At 65.9% G+C, this 20,526-nt stretch carries 20 protein-coding genes; 8 read left to right on the top strand and 12 right to left on the bottom strand.

All coding sequences use genetic code 11. The annotated features are described in order from the left end of the window. Positions 1-32: 32 nt before the first annotated feature. Entirely contained in the window at positions 33-902 is an 870-nt protein-coding gene (locus ACNQS7_RS15245) for a lysophospholipid acyltransferase family protein (protein WP_418013173.1), read from the bottom strand. Between the two features lie 112 nt (positions 903-1,014). On the opposite strand from ACNQS7_RS15245, the gene ACNQS7_RS15240 reads away from it, so the two are divergent. Then, the gene (locus ACNQS7_RS15240; RefSeq protein ID WP_418013172.1) at positions 1,015-1,737 is read left to right on the top strand and encodes a TetR/AcrR family transcriptional regulator; all 723 of its coding nucleotides are present in this window, start codon (positions 1,015-1,017) and stop codon (positions 1,735-1,737) included. Here the strand turns inward: ACNQS7_RS15240 and ACNQS7_RS15235 are convergent. After that, positions 1,729-2,673, bottom strand: coding sequence for an LLM class F420-dependent oxidoreductase (locus tag ACNQS7_RS15235; protein ID WP_418013171.1), 945 nt, complete (start codon positions 2,671-2,673; stop codon positions 1,729-1,731). The two genes, ACNQS7_RS15240 and ACNQS7_RS15235, sit on opposite strands and share 9 nt — an antisense overlap. Before the next feature lie 51 nt (positions 2,674-2,724). Continuing rightward, positions 2,725-3,702, bottom strand: a complete 978-nt coding sequence (locus ACNQS7_RS15230) for a YihY/virulence factor BrkB family protein (RefSeq protein WP_055578793.1) — start codon at positions 3,700-3,702, stop codon at positions 2,725-2,727. A gap of 130 nt (positions 3,703-3,832) precedes the next feature. Between ACNQS7_RS15230 and ACNQS7_RS15225 the strand changes: the two genes are divergently transcribed. Beyond that, entirely contained in the window at positions 3,833-5,944 is a 2,112-nt protein-coding gene (locus tag ACNQS7_RS15225) for a catalase (protein ID WP_418013170.1), read from the top strand. Between the two features lie 2 nt (positions 5,945-5,946). Here the strand turns inward: ACNQS7_RS15225 and ACNQS7_RS15220 are convergent, their stop codons facing one another. Genes ACNQS7_RS15220 through ACNQS7_RS15210 form a run of 3 tightly spaced genes read right to left on the bottom strand, consistent with a single transcriptional unit; the run spans position 5,947 to position 8,659 of the window. Further along, positions 5,947-7,515, bottom strand: coding sequence for a long-chain-fatty-acid--CoA ligase (locus ACNQS7_RS15220; protein WP_418013169.1), 1,569 nt, complete (start codon positions 7,513-7,515; stop codon positions 5,947-5,949). Positions 7,516-7,555: 40 nt separating this feature from the next. Further along, positions 7,556-8,359 carry a mycofactocin-coupled SDR family oxidoreductase gene (locus tag ACNQS7_RS15215; protein ID WP_418013168.1) on the bottom strand — a complete coding sequence of 268 codons (804 nt, stop codon included), beginning with the start codon at positions 8,357-8,359 and terminating at the stop codon, positions 7,556-7,558. Between the two features lie 54 nt (positions 8,360-8,413). Further along, positions 8,414-8,659, bottom strand: coding sequence for a hypothetical protein (locus tag ACNQS7_RS15210; protein WP_418013167.1), 246 nt, complete (start codon positions 8,657-8,659; stop codon positions 8,414-8,416). Positions 8,660-8,727: 68 nt separating this feature from the next. Here ACNQS7_RS15210 and ligD point away from each other — a divergent pair, with 68 nt between their 5' ends. Further along, positions 8,728-9,687, top strand: a complete 960-nt coding sequence (gene ligD, locus ACNQS7_RS15205; protein WP_418013166.1) for a non-homologous end-joining DNA ligase — start codon at positions 8,728-8,730, stop codon at positions 9,685-9,687. A gap of 3 nt (positions 9,688-9,690) precedes the next feature. Here the strand turns inward: ligD and ACNQS7_RS15200 are convergent, their stop codons facing one another. Both ACNQS7_RS15200 and ACNQS7_RS15195 read right to left on the bottom strand, forming a co-directional pair. Further along, entirely contained in the window at positions 9,691-10,059 is a 369-nt protein-coding gene (locus tag ACNQS7_RS15200) for a hypothetical protein (RefSeq protein ID WP_418013165.1), read from the bottom strand. Continuing rightward, positions 10,046-10,753 carry an SDR family NAD(P)-dependent oxidoreductase gene (locus ACNQS7_RS15195; RefSeq protein WP_418013164.1) on the bottom strand — a complete coding sequence of 236 codons (708 nt, stop codon included), beginning with the start codon at positions 10,751-10,753 and terminating at the stop codon, positions 10,046-10,048. Before ACNQS7_RS15195 ends, ACNQS7_RS15200 begins: the two co-directional genes overlap by 14 nt. 83 nt (positions 10,754-10,836) lie before the next feature. Here ACNQS7_RS15195 and ACNQS7_RS15190 point away from each other — a divergent pair, with 83 nt between their 5' ends. Then, on the top strand, positions 10,837-11,778 hold the full coding sequence (locus ACNQS7_RS15190; protein WP_418013163.1) for a carbohydrate kinase family protein: 942 nt from the start codon (positions 10,837-10,839) through the stop codon (positions 11,776-11,778). Here the strand turns inward: ACNQS7_RS15190 and ACNQS7_RS15185 are convergent. Next, positions 11,757-13,100, bottom strand: a complete 1,344-nt coding sequence (locus tag ACNQS7_RS15185; protein WP_418013161.1) for a hypothetical protein — start codon at positions 13,098-13,100, stop codon at positions 11,757-11,759. The genes ACNQS7_RS15190 and ACNQS7_RS15185 overlap by 22 nt on opposite strands. A 181-nt stretch (positions 13,101-13,281) precedes the next feature. On the opposite strand from ACNQS7_RS15185, the gene ACNQS7_RS15180 reads away from it, so the two are divergent. Next, complete coding sequence (locus tag ACNQS7_RS15180; RefSeq protein WP_418013160.1) at positions 13,282-14,142, top strand: lysophospholipid acyltransferase family protein; 861 nt, start codon at positions 13,282-13,284, stop codon at positions 14,140-14,142. A gap of 84 nt (positions 14,143-14,226) precedes the next feature. After that, a complete protein-coding gene (locus ACNQS7_RS15175; RefSeq protein ID WP_418013159.1) occupies positions 14,227-15,669 on the top strand; it encodes an amidase in 1,443 nt (480 codons plus the stop codon). Between the two features lie 169 nt (positions 15,670-15,838). Here the strand turns inward: ACNQS7_RS15175 and ACNQS7_RS15170 are convergent, their stop codons facing one another. The 3 genes from ACNQS7_RS15170 to ACNQS7_RS15160 all read right to left on the bottom strand — a co-directional run bounded on the left by ACNQS7_RS15170 (position 15,839) and on the right by ACNQS7_RS15160 (position 17,871). Continuing rightward, positions 15,839-16,015 (bottom strand): hypothetical protein, encoded by a 177-nt coding sequence (locus tag ACNQS7_RS15170; RefSeq protein WP_418013158.1) that lies wholly within the window; start codon positions 16,013-16,015, stop codon positions 15,839-15,841. 88 nt (positions 16,016-16,103) lie between these two features. After that, a complete protein-coding gene (locus tag ACNQS7_RS15165; protein WP_418013157.1) occupies positions 16,104-17,345 on the bottom strand; it encodes a cytochrome P450 in 1,242 nt (413 codons plus the stop codon). A gap of 322 nt (positions 17,346-17,667) precedes the next feature. Beyond that, the gene (locus ACNQS7_RS15160; RefSeq protein ID WP_055578804.1) at positions 17,668-17,871 is read right to left on the bottom strand and encodes a cold-shock protein; all 204 of its coding nucleotides are present in this window, start codon (positions 17,869-17,871) and stop codon (positions 17,668-17,670) included. A gap of 294 nt (positions 17,872-18,165) precedes the next feature. Here ACNQS7_RS15160 and ACNQS7_RS15155 point away from each other — a divergent pair, with 294 nt between their 5' ends. Both ACNQS7_RS15155 and ACNQS7_RS15150 read left to right on the top strand, forming a co-directional pair. After that, positions 18,166-19,515: a cytochrome P450 gene (locus ACNQS7_RS15155; RefSeq protein WP_418013156.1), complete on the top strand. Its 1,350-nt coding sequence runs from the start codon at positions 18,166-18,168 to the stop codon at positions 19,513-19,515. Next, positions 19,512-20,525, top strand: coding sequence for a 1-aminocyclopropane-1-carboxylate deaminase/D-cysteine desulfhydrase (locus ACNQS7_RS15150; protein ID WP_418013155.1), 1,014 nt, complete (start codon positions 19,512-19,514; stop codon positions 20,523-20,525). The genes ACNQS7_RS15155 and ACNQS7_RS15150 overlap by 4 nt, the downstream gene beginning before the upstream one ends. Position 20,526 lies beyond the last annotated feature (1 nt).

Below are 20,526 nucleotides of genomic sequence, written 5' to 3'. Positions count from 1 at the left end.
GAATCATGTTCTATCGATTTGATGCGCTCCCGTCAACCCACCTGCGAAATCTCCGACAACCGCTGCCCGGTCACTGCACTTCGCCACCCCAGTGGACTCAGATGTCTGAAGGGGTCGGTTTGGCGGAGCTGCTGAAGTTCTGCTAGCAACGTCTCGAGTGCCGCCTGGCTTCGTTGCTTAACCGAGGCCTCCCATACGGTGGCCGACGCGTGAGCAGGTTTGCATGTGTCGATCTGAGCGCCGAAGCGCAGATACATCCTTTGCGGGCGTGGGATCAGCGTCGGCCCGAGACCTCGGATGAGTGGGATATTGACTTCCGGTTGCCGCAGAACATGTTTGGTGAACAAACGGCCCGCTCGGCCCCACCGTGAGTCCCGTTCCACCAGGCTGAGGTAGACCTCGTCGCCGCCGACCAGTCCGACCGGAACGATCGGATAGTCGTGAGCGATGGCCAAACGCGCGAATCCGCTCCGCCCCTCCCAGAACAGCTGATAATCCTCGCCTCTGAATTTAGGCATCTCACGGCCGCCGCCCGGGAACACCAGGAGGGCTTCATGGTGTCGCATCAACTGCGCACCGTTGTCCTGGTCTCCGACCACGGCGCCGGCCGCTGCAAGCAGATCGGCGGCAAGGCCGCGCCGTCTGGCCAGGGAACGTGAAGCCAGACCGCGGACGCGGACGCCCAATTCGCGATACACGAAGTAGGGAATGAGCACGATCTCGGCCACGCCCGACGAGGTGTGGTTGCCAACGAGGAGAAAACGTCCGTCGCGCGGGAGATGTTCGAGGCCATCGACGTACGGTTTGCACAGATCCACCAGCGGGGTTAATTGATCGGCGATCGAGAAGATGGCTCGTTGCATTGCCTTGACGCGGTCGGATTGGTCGATCAGGTTGCTCATTTCCCGTCCCGTCTCAGAGGGCGAACTGGTAACGATGATAGCTCGAGACTGACCAAATGACCATTTTGGTCAGTCTTACCACAGCAGGTGCGCGCGGGTTATATTCACAAAGGTGAGTGCACCCAGTGGCGACCTGCCCGAACGCAATTCGGCCAAGGCGGCCCGGCTGCTCGAGGCGGCCGGCGACCTCCTCATCGGCCGAGGCGCAAAAGGATTCACCGTCGCTGACGTCGCACAGCGGGCACACGTCGGAAAGGGCACCGTCTACCTGTACTGGCAGACCAAGGAAGACCTCCTGATCGGCCTGATCGGCCGCGGATTCCTCGGTCTTCTCGACGACTTGATCGAGACGCTCACCGAGCAGCCTGATTTTGCCCGCCCGTCCCGATTCTGTCCGCTGATGCTGGAGATCGCGACGAGCAAGCCGCTGGTGGCGGCTCTGCAGAGCCGCGACGAAGACCTGCTCGGAGTCCTTGCTCGCGACCCACGCTCAGTTGGGTTTCGCGACACCCTCGGACCCAGCGCGGTGATTAAGGCGGTCCTACCCGTGTGGCGCCGGAACGGACTGGCTCGCACCGACTGGGACATCGACAATCAGACGTTCGCTCTGCACGGGCTTGTTACCGGCGTTGCGATGTCGATGGTCGGCGAGGCCCCGGTCGCTGTCGACGATTGGCTGGGCGTCCTCGGCGCGGCAGTGACAGCACTCCTCGGCCCTGAACGCGCCAACCGGAAACAGCTCGCGGCTACCGTGGCCGAGGTAGTCAAGTTTCTCCGACAGGCCCGGATCGCCGCTCTGGCCTTGATCAACCCCACCACTGGTGGATCACCATGAGGCACAACGCAACTGTGGCATAACGTCACTCGCCAGCAGCTCCAGATGCGCCAGGTCGGACATATCGAGTAGCTGCGCGTATACCCGCCGCACCCCCAACTCCCCCCAGGGGCCCAGCTTGTCGACGATCTCGCCAGGCGTGCCGACCAGCGGACTGTTGGACCGCATCTCGTCGACGTCCCGGCCGATCACCGCAGCCCGACGGGACACCTCGGCCTCGTCGCGGCCGGCGCACAGCACGAAGGCGCTGGAATAGACGATCGAGTCCGCGGCCCGGCCGGTCGCGGCGACCGCGTCGGCCACCCGCTCGAACTGCGTACGCACGACGTCGATCGTCGCGAAGGGCACATTGAATTCGGCCGCGTACCGTGCCGCGAGTGCCGGGGTGCGTTTGGCCCCGGTGCCGCCGATCACGATCGGCGGATGCGGGTTCTGTACCGGCTTGGGCAGCCCCGGTGAGTCGGCGATCGTGTAGTGCTCGCCCGCGTAGTCGAATGTCTCACCGTTCGGTGTGGTCCACAGCCCCGTGATGATGGCGAGCTGCTCGCTGAGCCGGTCGAAACGTTCGCGCACCGACGGAAACGGGATCCCGTAGGCCCGGTGCTCCGATTCGAACCAACCGCTGCCCAAGCCGAATTCGACACGGCCGCCGCTCATTTCGTCTACCTGTGCTACCGCGATCGCCAGCGGCCCGGGGTAGCGGAACGTCGCGGACGTCACCAGCGTGCCCAGCCGGATACGCGTCGTTTCGCGGGCGATCGCGCCGAGCGTCACCCAGGAGTCGGTTGGCCCCGGCCCCCCGTCACCGCTCATGGCCAGAAAGTGATCAGAGCGGAAGAACGCGTCGAAGCCGAGGTCTTCGGCGGCTCGCGCAACTGCTGACTGGTCGGCGTAGGTGGCCCCTTGCTGTGGCTCGACGAAAGCGCGGAATTCCATGGGTTCCTTCGGTAACTCATTGCACCGCAACGTAATAGCGGCACGGTCGATTCAGGATACGCCAGTGGGCTTGCGGTTGGAATCGGTGAATCGGACGCTGACGCGCTGAAAGCGCTTGACGCGTTCGGCTTTGGCTTTTCTGGTGTAGGTCTTGCGGTCAGCCGGCGTGAGATCCGCGTCGTCGGTGAACGGGGTCAGCAACGAACGCGGATGCAACCCCTCGACCAGCACCACGTTGATCTCGGCGCACAACACCAGCGTCGAGGACACCAGGAACAGGAACGCCAGCATGCCCAGCACCAGTGCGAACACACTGTTGGTGGCGCTGGAGGACTTCACCACGTGCCCGATGTACCCGGCCCCGAACCATTGCAGAATCTGCCAGACGATGGCCGCCGCGATCGCTCCCGGCAACACCTGGCGGTAGGTGAGTTCGCGCGCCGTGGTCACCCGGAAGGCCACCAAGCAGATGCCTGCGTTGATGGCCACCGCGACCAGAGCGATGCCGATCCTGCCGAATGGGCCCAACGTGCTTGTCACGTGCGCGATCGCCGACAGCAGGGTGGTGGCGATGGCCGCCGAGCCGAGCACCAACAGCAGTAGGAAGCTGCGCACCCGTGACCGGATCGGGTCGGGGCGCTCGTGCCGCGGTACCGCCCACACCGAATCCATGGCGTTCTGCAGCGCCTGTCCCACGCCCAGGCCACCATAGAGCGCGCCGACTATGCCTACCGCCACTGCGCCGGCCCCGCCGCTGAGTCCTTCTGGCTGATGTAGCTGGCTGCCGATGACCGGGAACTGACTCAACGTGCTTTGCAGCACTTCTGCCTGCAGGTCGGGCCGGCCGGCCAGCAGCACTCCAAGGCCGGTGGTCAACAGCAACAACAAAGGGAACAGCGAGACAAACGCGTAGTAGGTGATCAGCGCGGCAAGATAACCGCCCTGATCGTCGAGGTATTTGTAGATCACCGCAATGGTCACACCCACGGTGCGATTGCGTTGCTGCAATCTGTCCAGCCAGCCGACCATCGCCGCTCACTTCACACTCACCGATGAAACACGCTGAGAAATACCCGAAACCATGAAAGGTCAATCTCTGCTTAGGGCGTCGAGTTCGGGGTACCCCGCGAAATCCATGTCCCAGCATTTCGGAGTAGCCATGCCACCGCGCCGCCAGCCCGACCAGACCGCCCCCAAGCGAACGAGCCCCACGGGCAACACCAACGGAGAGACCGGCGATATCGACGCGCGCGCTCAGGGCGGTAAATACCTGACCACCGCGCAAGGTCTGCGGCTCCCGGACACCGACCACTCGCTGAAAGCCGGTAACCGCGGGCCCAGTCTGCTCGAGGACTTCCACCTGCGCGAGAAGATCACGCACTTCGACCACGAGCGCATTCCCGAGCGCGTCGTGCATGCCCGTGGCGCGGCCGCGCACGGTGTCTTCGAGTCCTACGGCACCGCGGCATCGGTTACCAGGGCCGGGTTTCTTGCGCGCAAGGGCAAGAAGACCGAGGTTTTCTGCCGATTCTCGACGGTGCTGGGCTCGCGGGGGTCGGCCGACACCGTTCGCGACACCCGGGGGTTCGCGGTCAAGTTCTACACCGATGAAGGCAATTTCGACCTGGTGGGCAACAACATTCCGGTGTTCTTCATCCAGGACGGCATCAAGTTCCCCGACGTCGTCCATGCGGCGAAGCCCCATCCCGACCGTGAGATCCCCCAGGCCCAGTCCGCGCACGACACCTTCTGGGATTTCGTCTCGCTGCATACCGAAGCCACGCATCACGTGCTGTGGAACATGAGCGATCGCGGCATTCCGCGTTCCTACCGCACGATGGAGGGATTCGGCGTCCACACCTTCCGGCTGGTGAACAAGAAGGGCAAGACGAGCCTGGTCAAGTTCCACTGGAAGCCGGTGGCCGGCGTGCATTCCCAGGTCTGGGAAGAGGCTCAGATCACCGCCGGTGTCGATCCCGACTTCCACCGCCGGGACATGGCCGATGGCATCGAGGCGGGTGCCCCGCTCGAATACGAGCTCGGCATCCAGGTCATGCCGGACGACGGCACCGACAGCTTCCAGGGCATCGACCTGCTGGACCCGACCAAGCTGGTGCCCGAGGAGATGGTGCCGGTGCAGCTGATCGGCAAACTGACCCTCAATGGCAACCCGACAAATTTCTTCGCCGAAACCGAACAGGTCGCGTTCCATCTCGGCAACCTGGTCCCCGGCATCGAACCGACCAACGACCCACTGCTACAGGCCCGCCTGTTCTCGTATCTGGACACGCAGCTCACCCGCCTCGGTGGCCCGAATTTCACGCAGCTGCCGATCAACCGGCCGCACTGCCCGGTCAACGACATGCTGCGCGACGGCATGCACCAGACCGCAATTCACACCGGCCAGGCACCATACCGCCCCAACAGCATCGACGACGGGGAACCGTTGGTGGCCGGTGCCGACGAAGGCGGTTACGTGCAGACACCGCGGCAGGTGCAGGGGCCGACGGTGCGGGAGAACCCGTCCTCGTTCGAGGACCACTTCACCCAGCCGGCGATGTTCTACCGCAGTCTGTCCGCCGTCGAGCAGGCGCACGTCATCGAAGCGTTCACGTTCGAACTCGGCAAGTGCTACGAGCAGTCCATCAAGGAACGCCAGCTCGAGGTCCTGGCCAATGTCGACGCCGATCTGTGCAAGCAGGTGGCCATCGGGCTCGGCCTGCCCGCGCCCAGGGGCAACCCGCCCAAAGACGTTGTGCTGTCGCCGTCTTTGTCGCAGGTGGTTGAGATCCCCGGTCCGATCGACGGCCGCAAGGTCGGCATCATCGCCGGAGCGGACTCCGACCTCAGCGGCGTCGCCAAACTCGTCGACGCCGTCCTCGGGCTCAACGCGACGCCGTTGGTGACCGCGCCCGTCGGCGGTGTCCTGAAGTCCGGCCGGCGCAGCGTGATCGTCGAACGGACCCTGCTGACCACGCGATCCATCGAGTTCGACGCGGTGGTGGTCGCCGACGGAACCAAGCCCACCAACGACCTGAAGCTGGTTCTGTTGTTGCAGGAGGCTTTCCGGCATTGCAAACCAATAGCCGCGTGGGGTGACGGGACGTCTGCGCTGAGGGCCGCGGGCATCCCGCTGGACGCACCGGGCGTCCTGGTCGCCGACAAGATGGACCGCAAGTTCACCACCGCGCTCGCCAAAGCGGTCGGCCTGCATCGGGTGTGGGAGCGGGCCGTCGACGTGATGGCCTCCGAGGTGGCGCCGGCGCGCTGACCTCAGACGGTCGCGCGGTCGCGGCCCTCCCAGTAGGGCTTGCGCAGCTCCTTCTTGAGGATCTTGCCGGTGGGGTTTCGTGGTAGCTCGTCGGCGAAGTCAATGGATTTCGGACACTTGTAGGCGGCCAGTCGCTCGCGGGCGAATGCGATGATCTCCTCCGCGGTGGCCTCGCCTTCAACTGCCACAACGGCTTTCACCACTTCGCCCCATTTGTCGTCGGGCACGCCGATGACCGCGACCTCCACGACCGCCGGGTGCTCGGCCAATACCTGCTCGACTTCGATCGAGTAGATGTTCTCGCCGCCCGAGATGATCATGTCCTTCAGCCGGTCCTCGACGAAGATGTATCCGCCGTCGTCGACGCGGCCGATGTCGCCGGTGCGGAACCAGCCGTCCTCGGTGATCGACTCGGCGGTCGCCTCCGGCCTGTTGTGGTACCCCTTCATCAATTGCGGTGAGCGGAACCACAATTCGCCCTGCTCGCCGGTGGGGACGTCCTGGAGCGTGTAGGGGTCGACGACACGCACCTCTGCGCCCGGCACCAGCGTGCCCGCGCTGCTGAGCCGCTCCGGTCGGTCGGTGGCGCGGTGGGCCTCGGGGAGCAGGTGACTGATCACCCCGCACAGTTCGGTCAGGCCGTACGCCTGGATGAAGTCGGTGTTCGGCCACGCCTCCAGGGCCGCGCGCAGCAGCGGCAGCGGCATCGGTGACGCGCCGTACGAGTAGGTCTTGAGCGCGCCGAACAATTTCACCGCGTCCTCGCCGGACTCCAGGACCTTGGCCAACACCGCAGGCACCAGGAACGTTCTGTTGGCACCCTTGAGGATTGCGCCGGCCAGTGTCATGCCGTCGACGTCGCGCGTCATCACGCTCGGCACTCCGTCGTGAATGCCGAACTGCACGTAGGACGATCCACCGACGTGGAACAGCGGCATCGACACCATGCTCTTGTCGCCCGGGTCGAAGTCGAAGCCCTCGTGTGCGTTGAGCGTGTGCGCGATCATGTTGGCCTGCGTCAGCTGCACGCCCTTGGGGCGCCCGGTAGTTCCCGAGGAGTACATGATGATGCACACGTCGTCGGGTTCGACGTCGTCGGCCCGGCCGACCGGTGTCGACCCGGCCAGCAGCGCTTCGTATTCATCGCCGTCGCCGCCTTCGGGCGTCACGGTGATGATCTGCTCGACGTTGGTGAGGTCGCCGCGGATCTTGTCGATGCTCGGCTTCAGCTCGGTGCCGACGATCAGTACCTTGGCTCCCGAATCATTGAGGACATAGTCGAGTTCGTCGGCCGCGAGCCGGAAGTTGATGATCGCGTTGGCCGCACCCAGGGACGCGGCGGCAAAGGTCAACTCGACACACGCCGGGTGGTTCTTATCCAGGAAAGCCACCACGTCGCCGCGCTTGACGCCGAACGCCGAGAGAGCCCCGGCCAACCGGCGCACCCTGTCGTTCCACTGCGCCCAGGTCCAGTTCCGATCCAGATAATCGATCGCCTCGTCGTCGGGCTTGGTCGCTGCCCAGTGAGCGAGGCGGTCGTCGAGAAAGCGGGGGTCAGCTAGGTCAGGCATGCGAAGAGCCTTCCATGTCGGGTGCCTACTGAGAAGCACATCAGTGGATACGGGCGCTGCCGCCCAGTCCTACCTCCAGCACGCTGCCCGTGATGACCCCGGGGTCGGTGACCAGGTACATGACCCCGCGGCTGACGTCCTCGGGCTGAAGCCACGGCTGCGGTATCGGGTTCGCCCTCATCATGCGCCGTACCAGATCGTCGGGAACGTCATCGCCTCCGGCGGGCTGCACCATCGGCGTCTGCGTTGTGGTGGGGCAGATGACGTTGACCGTGATGCCCTCCTTCGCGACCTCCAGGGCGACGGACTTCGCGAGCCCGATGATGCCCCACTTGGTGGCGTTGTACGCGGCGAGATCCGGGATCCCCATCCGGCCGCCCATCGAGGACGTCACCACGATCCGGCCGAATCGCTGCCGCCGCATCACCGGAATGACGGCCCGCAGGGTGTGGAAAACGCCGGTCAGGTTGGTGTCGATGAGTTGCTGCCACATCTGGTCACTGACCTGTTCCAGTGGCCCGGTGCTGACGATGCCGGCGTTGGCCACGACGATGTCGAGGCCGCCCAGGTCGGCGACCGTCTGCTCCACCGCTGCATCGACCTGAGCGGAGTCGCGCACGTCGACGGCAATCGGCAGGCAGCGTCGTCCTGACTCCTCGACGAGCTTGGCCGTCTCGCGCAAATCGTCCTCGGTACCGAGCGGGTAGGTGAGGTCGGTCACGGGGCCGGGCGCGTCGGCGACGACGACGTCCGCCCCTTCCGCTGCCAGCGCCACCGCGTGCGCGCGGCCCTGACCCCGGGCCCCTCCGGTGATCAACGCAACCCGGCCATCCAAAGCACCCATAGCCCAGACGTTAGCCTCCGGCCTCGAAACCGGTTGCGGCGGGAACGCTTCAGGTCAGTGGCGTTGCCAGGGCGGATGCGGATTGGGGATGCAGACGCCCCGTACGCATCCCAGCACGCCCCGAACCGGTGGCGGAGTCGCTTTGGGCGGCGGCTGGCATCCGGTCGCCGGACAGGGCGGGTCGCCGGGTCCGTAGTCTGCGTGGGCCGGCGGCACGGCCAGCAAGGACCCTGCGGTCAGCGCTGCTGCGACGAACACCTTGGCTGCGATCATCTGACTCTGCCCTCGAACGAACTTCATGCAAGGTCAACGATAGCGCGCGGTGCGCGGTTCGGAGCCGACCGAGACCCAGCGCATAGGCTTTGCATATGAGCGCCGGGGAGCAGCGCGAGGGAGTCGATCTGACTAACCTCGATCAGCCGCTGAGTCCCGACGCCGGCGCGACCAAACGTGATCTGGTGGACTACCTGGACGCGGTGGCCGACCGGATGGTGCCCGGATTGGCCGGCCGGCCACTCACCGTGTTGCGGGTGTTGCGCGGTCGGGCGCCCTTCATGCAGAAGAACGTCCCCAAGTACACCCCGGACTGGGTGCGCACCGTTTCCATCTGGGCGGAGGCATCTCACCGCGAGGTGCATTACCCCGTGTGCGACGACCGGCGGACGCTGCTCTGGCTCGCCAACCAGCGTGCAGTCGAGTACCACCCCGCGCTGGGGTTGGCCGACGACATCTATCGGCCGACACACCTGGTGCTCGATCTGGACCCGCCGGCCGACGGCGACTTCGCCGCGGTGGTCAAGGTGGCCCACCAGGTGCGTCAGGCATTGCAAGATTGCGGTCTGGCCGGCGCGGTCAAAACCAGCGGTGCCAAGGGCGTACATGTGTTCGTTCCGATCGACGACCACGCAGCCTCCGACGATGTCGCAGCGGCCACCCGGGCGCTGGCCGCTCGCGCCGAGGCGCTCGACCCGGACTCGGCGACAACGGCTTTCATCGTGGAGGACCGCGAGGGCAAGGTGTTCGTCGACGCGACACGAGCCGGAGGCGCCACGGTCGTCGCCGCCTACAGTCCACGGTTGCGTGCGGGCACGCCGGTGTCGTTTCCGCTCGACTGGTCGGACCTGGATCGGGTGCACCCCACAGACTTCACGGTCCACACGGCGGTCGACGCCCTCGCCCGACATGACCCTTGGGCTTCGTCCATGCCGGCGGCGCAACGGCTGCCGAGCGACCTCGTCGAGCAGGGCCGCTCGATCCCGGTCGCCCGAGTCGCCGCGATGCACGAAGGCAAGCGCCGCGCCCGAGCCCGCCGTGCCGAAAAGGGCTGAGCTTCAGGCGGTTCGTGAGGCCTGGTAATACGCGATGCGCCAGCCGTCGGCGCCTCGGGTGACCAGCACACCGATGCGCACGCTGACGACGGTCTGGTCGGGAAAGGCGAAGTCGGCGTGCAGATATCCGAGTACCCCGTCGGCGCCCACCCGCCGCGCCTCCAGGATCCGGTAGGACACCGTCATGCCTCGTGGCTGCCCGGCATAGTACGCGGAAACACCCTGACGCCCAACGCTGTACGGACGCAGGCCCTGAAAAACAGCGTCCTCGGTGAACTGCTCGGCCACCCGGTCAGGCTGGTGGCTGTCGATCCCCGCCTTCCACCGGTCCATCACGTCACCAAGGATGTCTTCGAGTTCAGTGCCCGGCACTTTGGCCTCCGTCCACATGCAGGATCTCGCCGGTGACGAACGAGTTGCCTTCCAGGTACAACACCGCGTCCACCACTTCGCCGATCTCACCCAGCCGTCCAAGGGGATGCATCTGCGCCAGAACGTCATGGGTCGACGGGTCATGCATCGGTGTGCGGATGTTGCCCAGCGCCACGGCGTTGACCCGAATTCCCCTGTCCGCGTACTCGATAGCCAGAGCCTTGGTTGCGGCGTTGAGCCCGCCTTTGGTCAGCGACGCCAGCGCCGAAGGCACCGCGGAATTGGGATGATCGACCAGGCTGGTGGAGATGTTCACCACGTGGCCGCCACCGCCCCTGGCCAGCATCGCCGCGATCGCGGCCCGCGAAACCTCAAAGAAGCCACGGAGATTCACTCCGGTAACGGCGTCGTAGTCCTCGTCGGTGTATTCCGTGAACGGCTTGGGCACGAAGATCCCGGCATTGTTCACGACGGTGTCGACGCGACCGAATCGTTCCAGTGCCCCATCCACGATGCGGGCGCCCACTCCGGGCTGCGCCACGTCGCCGGCGACGGCGAATACCAGGGGATCGGTGCTGTCGGCGATGCGACGCGAGTTGGCGACCACGGCGTAGCCGCGTCGGCGGTATCCCGCGACCAGCGCGTCCCCGATTCCCTGCGAGGCGCCGGTGATGATGGCGACACGTTCGTCCATGAGCGGTCCCTTTCTTACTCGGTGTCGTCGTCAACAACCATTAGGCTCCGGAGCATTCCGTCCGCAGCAGTGGAGGAGAGCACATGGCGAGTCAGATCGACATCGCGGCCGTCGGCGTCCACGTTCTCGACACGCATGTCCTCGGGGTCACCTCCATTCCCGACGGCTCCGACGGCCAGCTCGTCGAGGCCATCAAGATCTCCGCGGCCGGTACCGCGGGCGGCACGGCGGTGGTGCTCAGCCGGCTCGGGGCCCGGGTCCGCTGCTACGGAGCCGTCGGAACCGATGCCCTCGGTGACACACTGCTCGGGTTGCTCGAGGGACATGGCGTCGACGTCGCCGGCATTGCGCGCACCACGGCGAGTCAGACGTCGGCATCGGTCATCCCGGTGCGCCCCAACGGCGACCGGCCCGCCTGGCACTGCCCGGGCGCCAACGCCACTCTGACCCTGGATGCCCTTGACCTCGACGACATTGCCCGCGGCAGGCACCTGCATCTCGGTGGACCGGAGTTTCTGGGCGGAGCTGCCGCCGCGACGCTGCTCAAGCGCGCCAAGGAGAGCGGGATGTCGACGTCGGTGGACATCCTGGCCGGTGGTAATCCCGGCCTGCTGGCCTGGATCGCCGAGGCACTGCCGCACACCGATTATCTGCTGCCCAACGATGAGCAGGTGCTCGGTTTCACCGGCGCCACCGATTTGGAGACAGGAGCCAGGGCGCTGTTGGATGCCGGCGCCGGCTGCGTCGCGGTGACCCGGGGCGGTGCGGGCGCGCTCGTCGTGGCGGCCGAAGAAACGATTGCGGTGCCCGCGTACCCGGTCGAAGTCGTCGACACCACCGGGTGCGGCGACGCGTTCTCGGCCGGGTTCATTCTGGGTCGGGCTCTGGGGCGCGACCTGGCTGAGTCGGCCCGGCTGGGATGCGCTACCGCCGCGCAAGTTGCGGGCGGAGTCGGTACCGACGCGGGTTCTTACGACCTCGCGACGGTCGACGCTTTTGTGGCTCAGAACCAGGGGCCGGGGTAGCGGCCGTCGGTGTCGCGCACCAGGAGGATCTCCCGGCAGTCCCCTTTCTGCTGGGGCGCGGTCTCGCCGCTGCACACCAGGGTCCAGCCGGATATGCGTCCGAACGGCCGGTCGGTCCAGTTCGTGGCAACCGGGTTGGTCTCCGGAAGCGCGAGCACGGAATGCGTCCCGGCGGAATTGGTGATGTACAGGTGGTCACCGAAGAACGCGAGCTTCGAAATCGGTTGCTTCTTGGCCTCATCCCGAGCCGTGAGCAGATCCCAGTGCTGGGTGCGCAGATTCCACACTCCATAGCCGAACTGAGAACCGGCCGAGCCCCGCCCGTCGACGAAGAGCTTGCCGTCCGACAGGGTCGCTGCCAGGCCGCCGCCGGAAATCCGTTCGGTGTCACCGAATTTGACGAGAGTCCGCGATGTCAAGTCGTAGAACGCGGTCGACATCACCGGTGGGTTGTGCGAGTCCCAGTGCGTGATCTGCACGAGCCTGTCTGGCCCGTCGGATAATTCAGCGTCGACCGTTGCCACGTCGTTGTCCTGGTAAACGGGTTCGCCGGTGGGCAAACGCAATTCAGCGCCCAGCGGCCCGCCGGGCACAGGACTGCGCTGGAAAGAGAGCACGTCCTGCCATACCCGGGCCTGCTCCGGGTCGTCCCAGCGGGAGGCCAGGTCGGTATTGGACAGGATTGTGGTTTTCGGAGGCGACGGCGACCCGCGCGTGTCGGTGAAAGCGTTGACCCATGCCACTCCGAAGGTGGTCGGCGCCAGCCGCCAGTCCTTGGCCGCGGCAAGCTTGAGCTCCGGTGTTGGCGGGAGTACCTCCCTGGTGGCCAGCGGCTGACTCGATTTCAGGTCGAACAAATAGGCCGTGGCCTTCACCGCGGCCGGCGCCTGGCCGGGGGTGGTGGTGGCGACGACATAGACGACCTTCATGTCACCGACGTTGTTGGACAGCGCACACATGGCGCCGGTGACCGTCTCGCCGGCGGCGGCCAGCGGCACCGCCGGCATGATCAAATCGGCGGTGTTGGGGTCCAGGACTTTAGGCCGGATATCTTCGAGCGCGGATTTGCTGGCTGAGAATTCGGTGGGGCAGCCGAAGTAGACGGTATCGCCGTAGGTCTTCCAATCTTTTGCCAGCGGGCTGATGTGTGGCGGTGCCGGTGCAACCGTATTGGGCGGCGGTTTGACGGTTGTGTGCGTGGTTTGCGCGGCAGGCGGCGTCACGGTCGCGGATGTGGAGCATCCAGCGAGGACCGCAACAGCGGTCAGCGCGACCATTATGTGTTTGCCGGTTGATGCAAACAGCCTGTTCAGCACAGTCATCAGCGTTCCCCCCGCTAAGTCCGGTGTCCTTTGAGCCTAGAGGGGTGCGTTGTGAACTGCGACTTGAGTCGACTCTCCTTTGATCGAACACGGTGGCGGCGACCGAGGCGCTGGCGGCCAGAACCGCTATGCGCTCACCCAATTGTGATGTGGGTCTCACTGATGCCGCATAATGGCCGCCGTGACTCCGAAGTCCGATTCTGGCCGTCCCGCCGCAGTCGAGCAGTTCGCCGATTCACTTCTCGATGCCGTGGAGCAGGTGGTCGACCCAGGCGGGGCGCGCCTGGATGCCGCTCTGAACGCATTGCGGCGCAACGTCATTGAATTCGTTCGCCGGTATCACCGGTTGGAGGTCGAGGTCGAAGCCGACACGTTAGACGATCCGGTGCTGTTCGTCGCCAATCACGGATTCGGCGGCGTTGTCGACCTCAATGTGATGGCTGTCAGCGCGGCCCTGGAAGACCTGGAACTCGAACGACCAGTCATTTTCCTCACGCATCAGCTGGCGTGGACGGTGGGTGTCGGGCCGATTGTCGAGCACCTGGGCGCCCGGCCGGCCAGTCGGGAAAGCGCCCACGAGGCGTTCGCCGATGGGCAGCACGTCGTCGTATTTCCCGGGGGCGACTTGGACGCGGCGAAGAAGTTCACCGACCGCAACCAGATTGTGTTCGGCGGTCGCAGCGGTTTCGCGCAGCTGGCGATGGATGAAGGCGTGCCCATCGTCCCCATCGTCACCGCCGGAGCCGGCGAGTCGTTGCTAGTGCTCTCCGATGGCGAAAGACTCGCCCGAGCACTGCGCCTGGACAAGTTGCTGCGGGTGAAGGCGCTGCCCACCAGCCTGTCACTGCCCTGGGGGCTCAACACCGGAGCGGTCGGAATGCTGCCCTACCTTCCGCTCCCCACCAAGCTGCAGACCCGCGTTCTTCCCGCCATGGTCGCCGAACCAGACGAGGACGCCCAGGCCTACGCCGAGCGCATCCACACCGCGATGCAGGACGCGCTCACCGAGATGACCACGGGCCGACGCCCGGTGATCGGCTGAGGCGCTTCGATCGAAAATCCCGTCCGGGCTGATCCCAACGACGAGCCGTACTGGGAACCGCGCCGTCGTGGTAGACCAAGGGTCATGACTGGTCTTGCCGAGCAAACCCGCTGGATGGACGCGACGGAGCAGGCGGGGCTGGTTGCCCGGGGTGAGGTCACCGCGGGCGAATTGTTGGAAGCGGCGGTCGCACGCATCGAGCAGTCCGATGCGGCCCTGAATGCCGTGGTCATCGAATGGTTCGAGCACGCCCGGTCGGTTGCGGCCGACCCCGGTCTGCCGGACGGTCCCTTCCGTGGGGTGCCGTTTCTGCTCAAAGACCTCTACACCAGCTTTGCGGGTCAGACTTTGTCCAACGGCAACGCGGCGCTCAAGGAAGCGGGCAAGATCGACACCACCGACACCACGCTGGTGTCTCGGTTCAAGGCGGCCGGCCTGGTCATCGCCGGCCGGACCAACAGCCCCGAAATGGGCAGTCTGCCGACTACGCAGCCGCTGGCCTGGGGGCCGACGCGCAATCCGTGGGCGCTGGACCGGACCCCGGGTGGTTCCAGTGGCGGGGCCGCCGCCGCGGTGGCGGTGGGGATGGTGCCATTTGCGAACGCTTCGGACGGCGGAGGCAGCATCCGCATTCCGGCGTCCTGTTGCGGGGTGGTGGGCCTCAAGCCGAGCCAGGGCCGCATCACCGTGGGGCCCAAGCGCGCCGAAGCGGGCCTGGGTGTGGAGTTGTGCGTCAGTCGCACGGTCCGCGACACGGCCGCGCTGCTGGACGCGGTGCACGGCCCGGGTGTCGGCGACACTGTCATAGCCCCGGCGCCGCAGCGGCCGTACCGGGACGAGGTGGGCGCCGACCCGGGCCGGTTGCGTATCGGACTGCTGGACAGCCATCCGCGCGGCGGTTTCCTGCATGAGGACTGCGTTACTGCCGTGCGGGCGGCAGGGGCGCTATTGGAGGATTTGGGCCACATCGTCGAGCCGGCCTGGCCGTCCTGTCTCGCTGATCCCACCCTGCAGCAGAAGTTCATGGCGCTGTGGGTCACCCAGATGGCCATGGCGGCGCGCGGCTTCGGCGAGACACTCGGCCGGGAGGTGACAGCCCAGGACATCGAGCCCGTCAACTGGGCGCTGATCGAGCGAGCCCGGCACGTGACGGCCGTGGAGTACGCCGCGGCGGAGAACGCGGTGTATGCCTTCCGTCGTTCGCTGCAGCAGTGGTGGGCCGATGGCTGGGATCTGTTGCTCACCCCGACGGTCGCTGAACCGCCATTGCCGCTGGCCGAGTTCGAGAATGATCCCGACCATGTGACCAGGCCCATGCGTCGTGGCGGCGAGTTCGCCGCATTCACGCCCCCTTTCAACATGAGCGGCCAGCCGGCGATCAGCCTGCCGCTGCACCGCAACCCCGATGGGCTTCCCATCGGGGTTCAGCTCGCTGCCGCATACGGCCGGGAGGACGTGTTGATTCGCGTTGCCGCGCAACTGGAGTCGGCGCACCCGTGGTCTTCCTATCGCCCGGTGATTCCGTGACGCAGGAAGAGAGAAGCGTCTCGCCCGATGGACGTTATGTGGTCTATGTCGACTCGTTCGAGGCGCGGGCCTTCCAGTGTCGACTGCGGGCAGCTCACCGCTTCGGTGGATGGAGTTGAAGCCCGTCCCCTGAACCAGGTGGACGGCTTCTGCGGGACGCTCTGGCGACTCAGTAGTAGCAGGTGTAGAAGGTCTGGCTCGCGTAGTCGTAGCAGGTGTAGCTGCCGGTGGGCGGCTGGTTGCCCGGCGCGGCGTCGGCGGGTCCGGCGGCGCCCAGCGCGGCCAGGCCGAGGCCGGCTGCCATCAGGGACATGCCGGTGAGGGCGCGGATGTTGATGGTGGACATTGTGCTTTCCTTTCGCTTGTGGTGCTGGCAGCGAAAGAATCCGTCGGACGGCTCGACGATTTCTTGGCGGCTTCTTGGAGCCAAAGGGCTACAGGTCGAACGCGATCGGCAGACTCAGCGGCCCGCTCAGGCTCACCATCGGCTTCCACGGGGCTGGTCCGGTGATGCGGGGGTTGCGCAGCCGGCCCGTCAGCACGGTCAGCGCCTCGGCGAGTTCACGTCTGGCCAGATTGGCACCCAGGCAGTAGTGGATTCCACCGCCGAACGTCAGGATGGCCGGTGCCCCTTCGCGGGTGATGTCGACGCGGTCTGGCTCGTCGTACACCGACGGATCTCGGTTCGCCGCAGCGGTATTGACCAGAACCATGGTGCCGGCGGGAAAGAGGTAACCGTCGAGTTCGGCGTCCTCGGTCACCAGTCGCAGTGTCCCGCACGCGATGGGGGAGTGGCGCATCGTTTCCTCCACGGCGCGCATGGCCAATTCGGGACGCTCTGCAAGTGACTCCCACTGGTCCGGGTGTGCGCACAGCACGTGGACCGAGGCCGCAAGCTGGTTCCTCGTGGTGTCGGTGCCCGCCAGCAACAATCCTCCCGCGAGCATGCGCAATTCGGCGGGATTGAGCCGGTCGCCGTCGTCCTCGGCGCGTATGAGATCGGACAGCAGGTCCTCGGTCAGGCTGTGACGGCGCCGGACCACCATCTCGTCGACATAGTCGTCGAGCTCTCCCCAGGCCCGCATCACGTCGGATTCGATCTCGCTGACGCCTGCGATGAAGCTGAAGGCCTTGAAGATCTCGTCGGCCCATTGCGAAAAACGTTGCCAGTCCTCGCGTGGCGCGCCGAGCAGCGCGCAGATGATCGGAACGGGGTAGGGGCGAGCAAGGTCGGTGACCACATCGCAGCGGTTGGTTCCCGCGCCTGCTTCGGCGACGCGATCGACGAGATCGTTCATCACCGCCACCATGGTGTCGTGCAGCCGTAGCGTCGCGCGAGGGGTGAAAGCCTTGGACGTCAGGCTGCGCAGGCGATGGTGCGCATCACCCTCGAGGCACAGCAGGCTGTTCATCACCTTGTCCCACAACGGTCCCGAAGTGATGCCCTGGACAACAAGATTCAAGCCGGGCGGGATCTGGAACCGGCTGTCGCGCAGCACTGCGCGCACAAGGTGATAGGAAAGCACCTCGGGCCCGAACGGACCGAGCGCGATCGGCGCCTGCCGTTGCGCGGCCTGGATGCGCGGGTAGACGGCGGCCGGAGTTTCGGTAGGTTCGTAGGACAGCGTCGGCAGGCCGGCGTCGAAAACGCTTGGGGCAGCGGTGCCGACGGTCATGATGGCCTGGGCGGCGCAACCAGCGGCCTGCCCCGCCCCGGAAGTAATGCGCGATCATTCATCGCCGGCCACCTGCCCACTAACGAAGTGTCACCCTTGGGCCTGCGGGCCGCCGGGACAACTGGACCATAATGTATGGCCGTGCGCGACGGTTGTCAACGAAATATCACTGCCTGGTCAGGAATTCACCACACGCAATCACCAGGGCCTCGCGCAGTGCAATACGCTTGGCGATAAGCGTATGGTCTGAGGCGTAAGGGTACCGAAACAAACATGGGCCGGCAGGACATCGCCTGCCAGCCCATGTGTGAAGAACTGCCGGTTAAATGACGGTCACTCCGGTGGCCTGCGGCCCCTTGGCCCCTTGGCCGATGTCGAATTGGACTCGCTGGTTCTCTTCGAGCGAACGGTAACCATTCCCGTTGATCTCGGAGTAGTGAACGAACACATCTCCGGTGTCGCCGTCGGGAGCGATGAATCCGAAACCTTTATCGCTGTTGAACCACTTCACGGTCCCCTGTGCCATACTCTATCTTTTCTCTCATTTTGAACGGATGCCGAAAAACATCCCGCATCACACTAGCACGGCTATCTGCGTGATGACGCTTTCCAGGCCCGGGGTGGACGATTTTGATGAAATGTGTTGCGGTGCTGCGCATTCAGCCATGTGATGACCATCGTTGACCAATCGCCCAGTGCGGCCGACTTTTTGGCTGAATAAATCGCGCAGCACGCGATCGGCGCGTAGCCGCGCTCGCGTCCGCTTCGCTCGAAGGTCCCGGCTGTTGACCCGACAGCCGCGGGCGTCGACGATCGAACGATGCAGCCGAGAATCGCGCCGACGTTGCCACCGGGACCCCGATTACCCGGCTGGGTGCTGGCCGCGCTGATGATGGGCCGCGGTCCCGCGGCGGTGGCTGCCTGCCATCGCCGCTATGGCAGCGTGTTCACGCTGCGGGTGGCACTGCTGGGCACCATGGTCTATCTGGCCGATCCGGCCGACATCAAGACGGTGTTCGCCGGCGACCCCGGCATCTTCCACGCCGGCGAGGCCAACAAGATCTTGCGCGGGCTGCTCGGTGACAGCTCGCTGCTGGTCATCGACGATGACCTGCACCGGGAGCGGCGACGGCTGATGTTGCCACCTTTCCACCGCGACGCGGTAGCCCGCCAATCCGAGTTGATGGCCGAGATTGCGGCGGACAATATTGCCGGCTGGCCGGTAGCGGAACCATTTGCACTGGCGCCCAAGATGTCTGAGATTGCGCTCGAAATCATTCTACGGACGGTGATCGGTGCCTCCGATCGGCACCGACTTGCCGCGCTGCGCGCGATCATGCCCCCGCTGCTCAACCTCGGGCCTTGGGAGAGCATCGCGATCGCCAACCCGAAGCTGCTCCATCGTCGGCCTTGGCGAAGGCTACGGCGGCACATCGCGGAGGCCGACCGCCTGCTCTTCGCGGAGATCAAGGACCGCCGCACCGACGCGGACCTCGCGCACCGGACCGACACGCTTGCCATGTTGGTACGGGCCGACAGCGGGATGACGGACGGGGAATTGCGCGACCAGCTGATGACCCTGTTGGTGGCCGGCCACGACACCACCGCGACCGCGGTGTCCTGGGCGCTGGAACGCCTGACCCGTCATCCCGGCATCTTGGCGAAGACGGTGCGGGCGGCCGAGGCCAGCGCGGCCGGTGATCCGGCGGGAGACGAGTACCTGGACGCGGTGGCCAAGGAGACGTTGCGCATCCGTCCGGTGGTGTTCGATGTGGGCCGGGTGCTGACCGAACCGGTCGACCTGGCCGGTTACCGGCTGCCGGCGGGAGTGATGGTGGTCCCGGCAATGGGGCTCGTCCACGCGAGCGCGGCTTTATATGCGAATCCGGAACGGTTCGACCCTGACCGGATGCTGGGGGCCACTCTGAGTCCGAGCACCTGGCTCCCGTTCGGCGGCGGCAACCGTCGTTGTCTGGGCGCCACCTTCGCCATGGTCGAATTCCGGGTCGTGCTGCGCGAAATCCTGCGCCGTGTCGAGTTGAGTACGACCGGCGACGCCGGCGAACGCCAGAAGCTCAAGCACGTCATCCTCGTTCCTCATCTCGGCGCCCGGGTAAGCGTCCGCGCGCACAAGCCTGTGGGTCAGTCGGCCGCCGCGATGCACCGGTGACCAGCTACCTTCACGAGCGCTTCCCCGAGCTGCGTCGGACATTGCACCGCGTCTACCTCGGTGACGGGCCGACACCGGTGCGCCCGCTGTCTGGTTTGACGACCGCCGGCCCGGCGCTCTGGATCAAGGACGACGGCGCCTACGGCAACGGGGGCTGGGGCGGAAACAAAGTGCGCAAGCTGGAGTGGCTGCTTCCGGAGGCGAAAAGACTTGGCCGACAGACGATCCTGTCTTTCGGCGGTCTCGGCACCAACTGGGGGCTGGCGACGGCACTCTACGCCCGCGATGTCGGTCTGCACACCGCGCTCGCGCTCATCGATCAGCCGGTCGACGAACATGTGGCGGCTCAGCTCACGCGCTTGCGCGCCTCCGGCGCGGACATCTATCTGACCCACAGCAAGTCTCGTACGGTCGCAGCCGTGCCCTTCCTTTATGCGCGGTACCGCCGCCCTTACGTGCTGCCCGCCGGGGGGTCCTCACCCGTGGGTGTCCTGGGTTACGTCGAGGCTGCCCTGGAAATCGCCGCGCAAGTGGAAAAGGGCCTGCTGCCGGCGCCCGGGTACGTTGTCGTCGCAGTCGGATCCGGCGGCACCGTCGCCGGCTTGCATCTCGGCCTCGCGCTGGCCGGCCTCGACACCACCCGCGTGATCGGCGTCGTCGTGAACGACACACTTCGCCTGAGTCATCGCTCGATCACCGCCCTTGCGCGCCGCGCCGCCCGCCTACTGCACACGCGCGGCGCGCGCCTGACCGATGTCACCCTGCCCGCGGAGCGCCTGCTGCTGCTGCGCGACTGGCTCGGTCAGGGCTACGGCCACCCGACGGGCCAGGGCGCGGCGGCACTACAGCTCGCCCACGAGAAAGAGGGTCTGGAACTCGAGCCCGTCTATACCGCCAAAGCGGTGGCGGCACTGCTGGACCTGCACGCCGGCGGCCGGATACCCGACGGACCGGCGCTCTATCTCCACACGAACGGGCCACGCTGCCAGGCGTCATGCGAAACGGGTTAAT

Origin of the sequence: Mycobacterium sp. 23 (assembly GCF_048287075.1) — a bacterium.
GTDB classification, from domain to species: domain Bacteria; phylum Actinomycetota; class Actinomycetes; order Mycobacteriales; family Mycobacteriaceae; genus Mycobacterium; species Mycobacterium gordonae_B.
The sequence above is the reverse complement of the archived record's forward strand: the minus strand, read 5'-3'. Positions and strand labels throughout refer to the sequence as shown.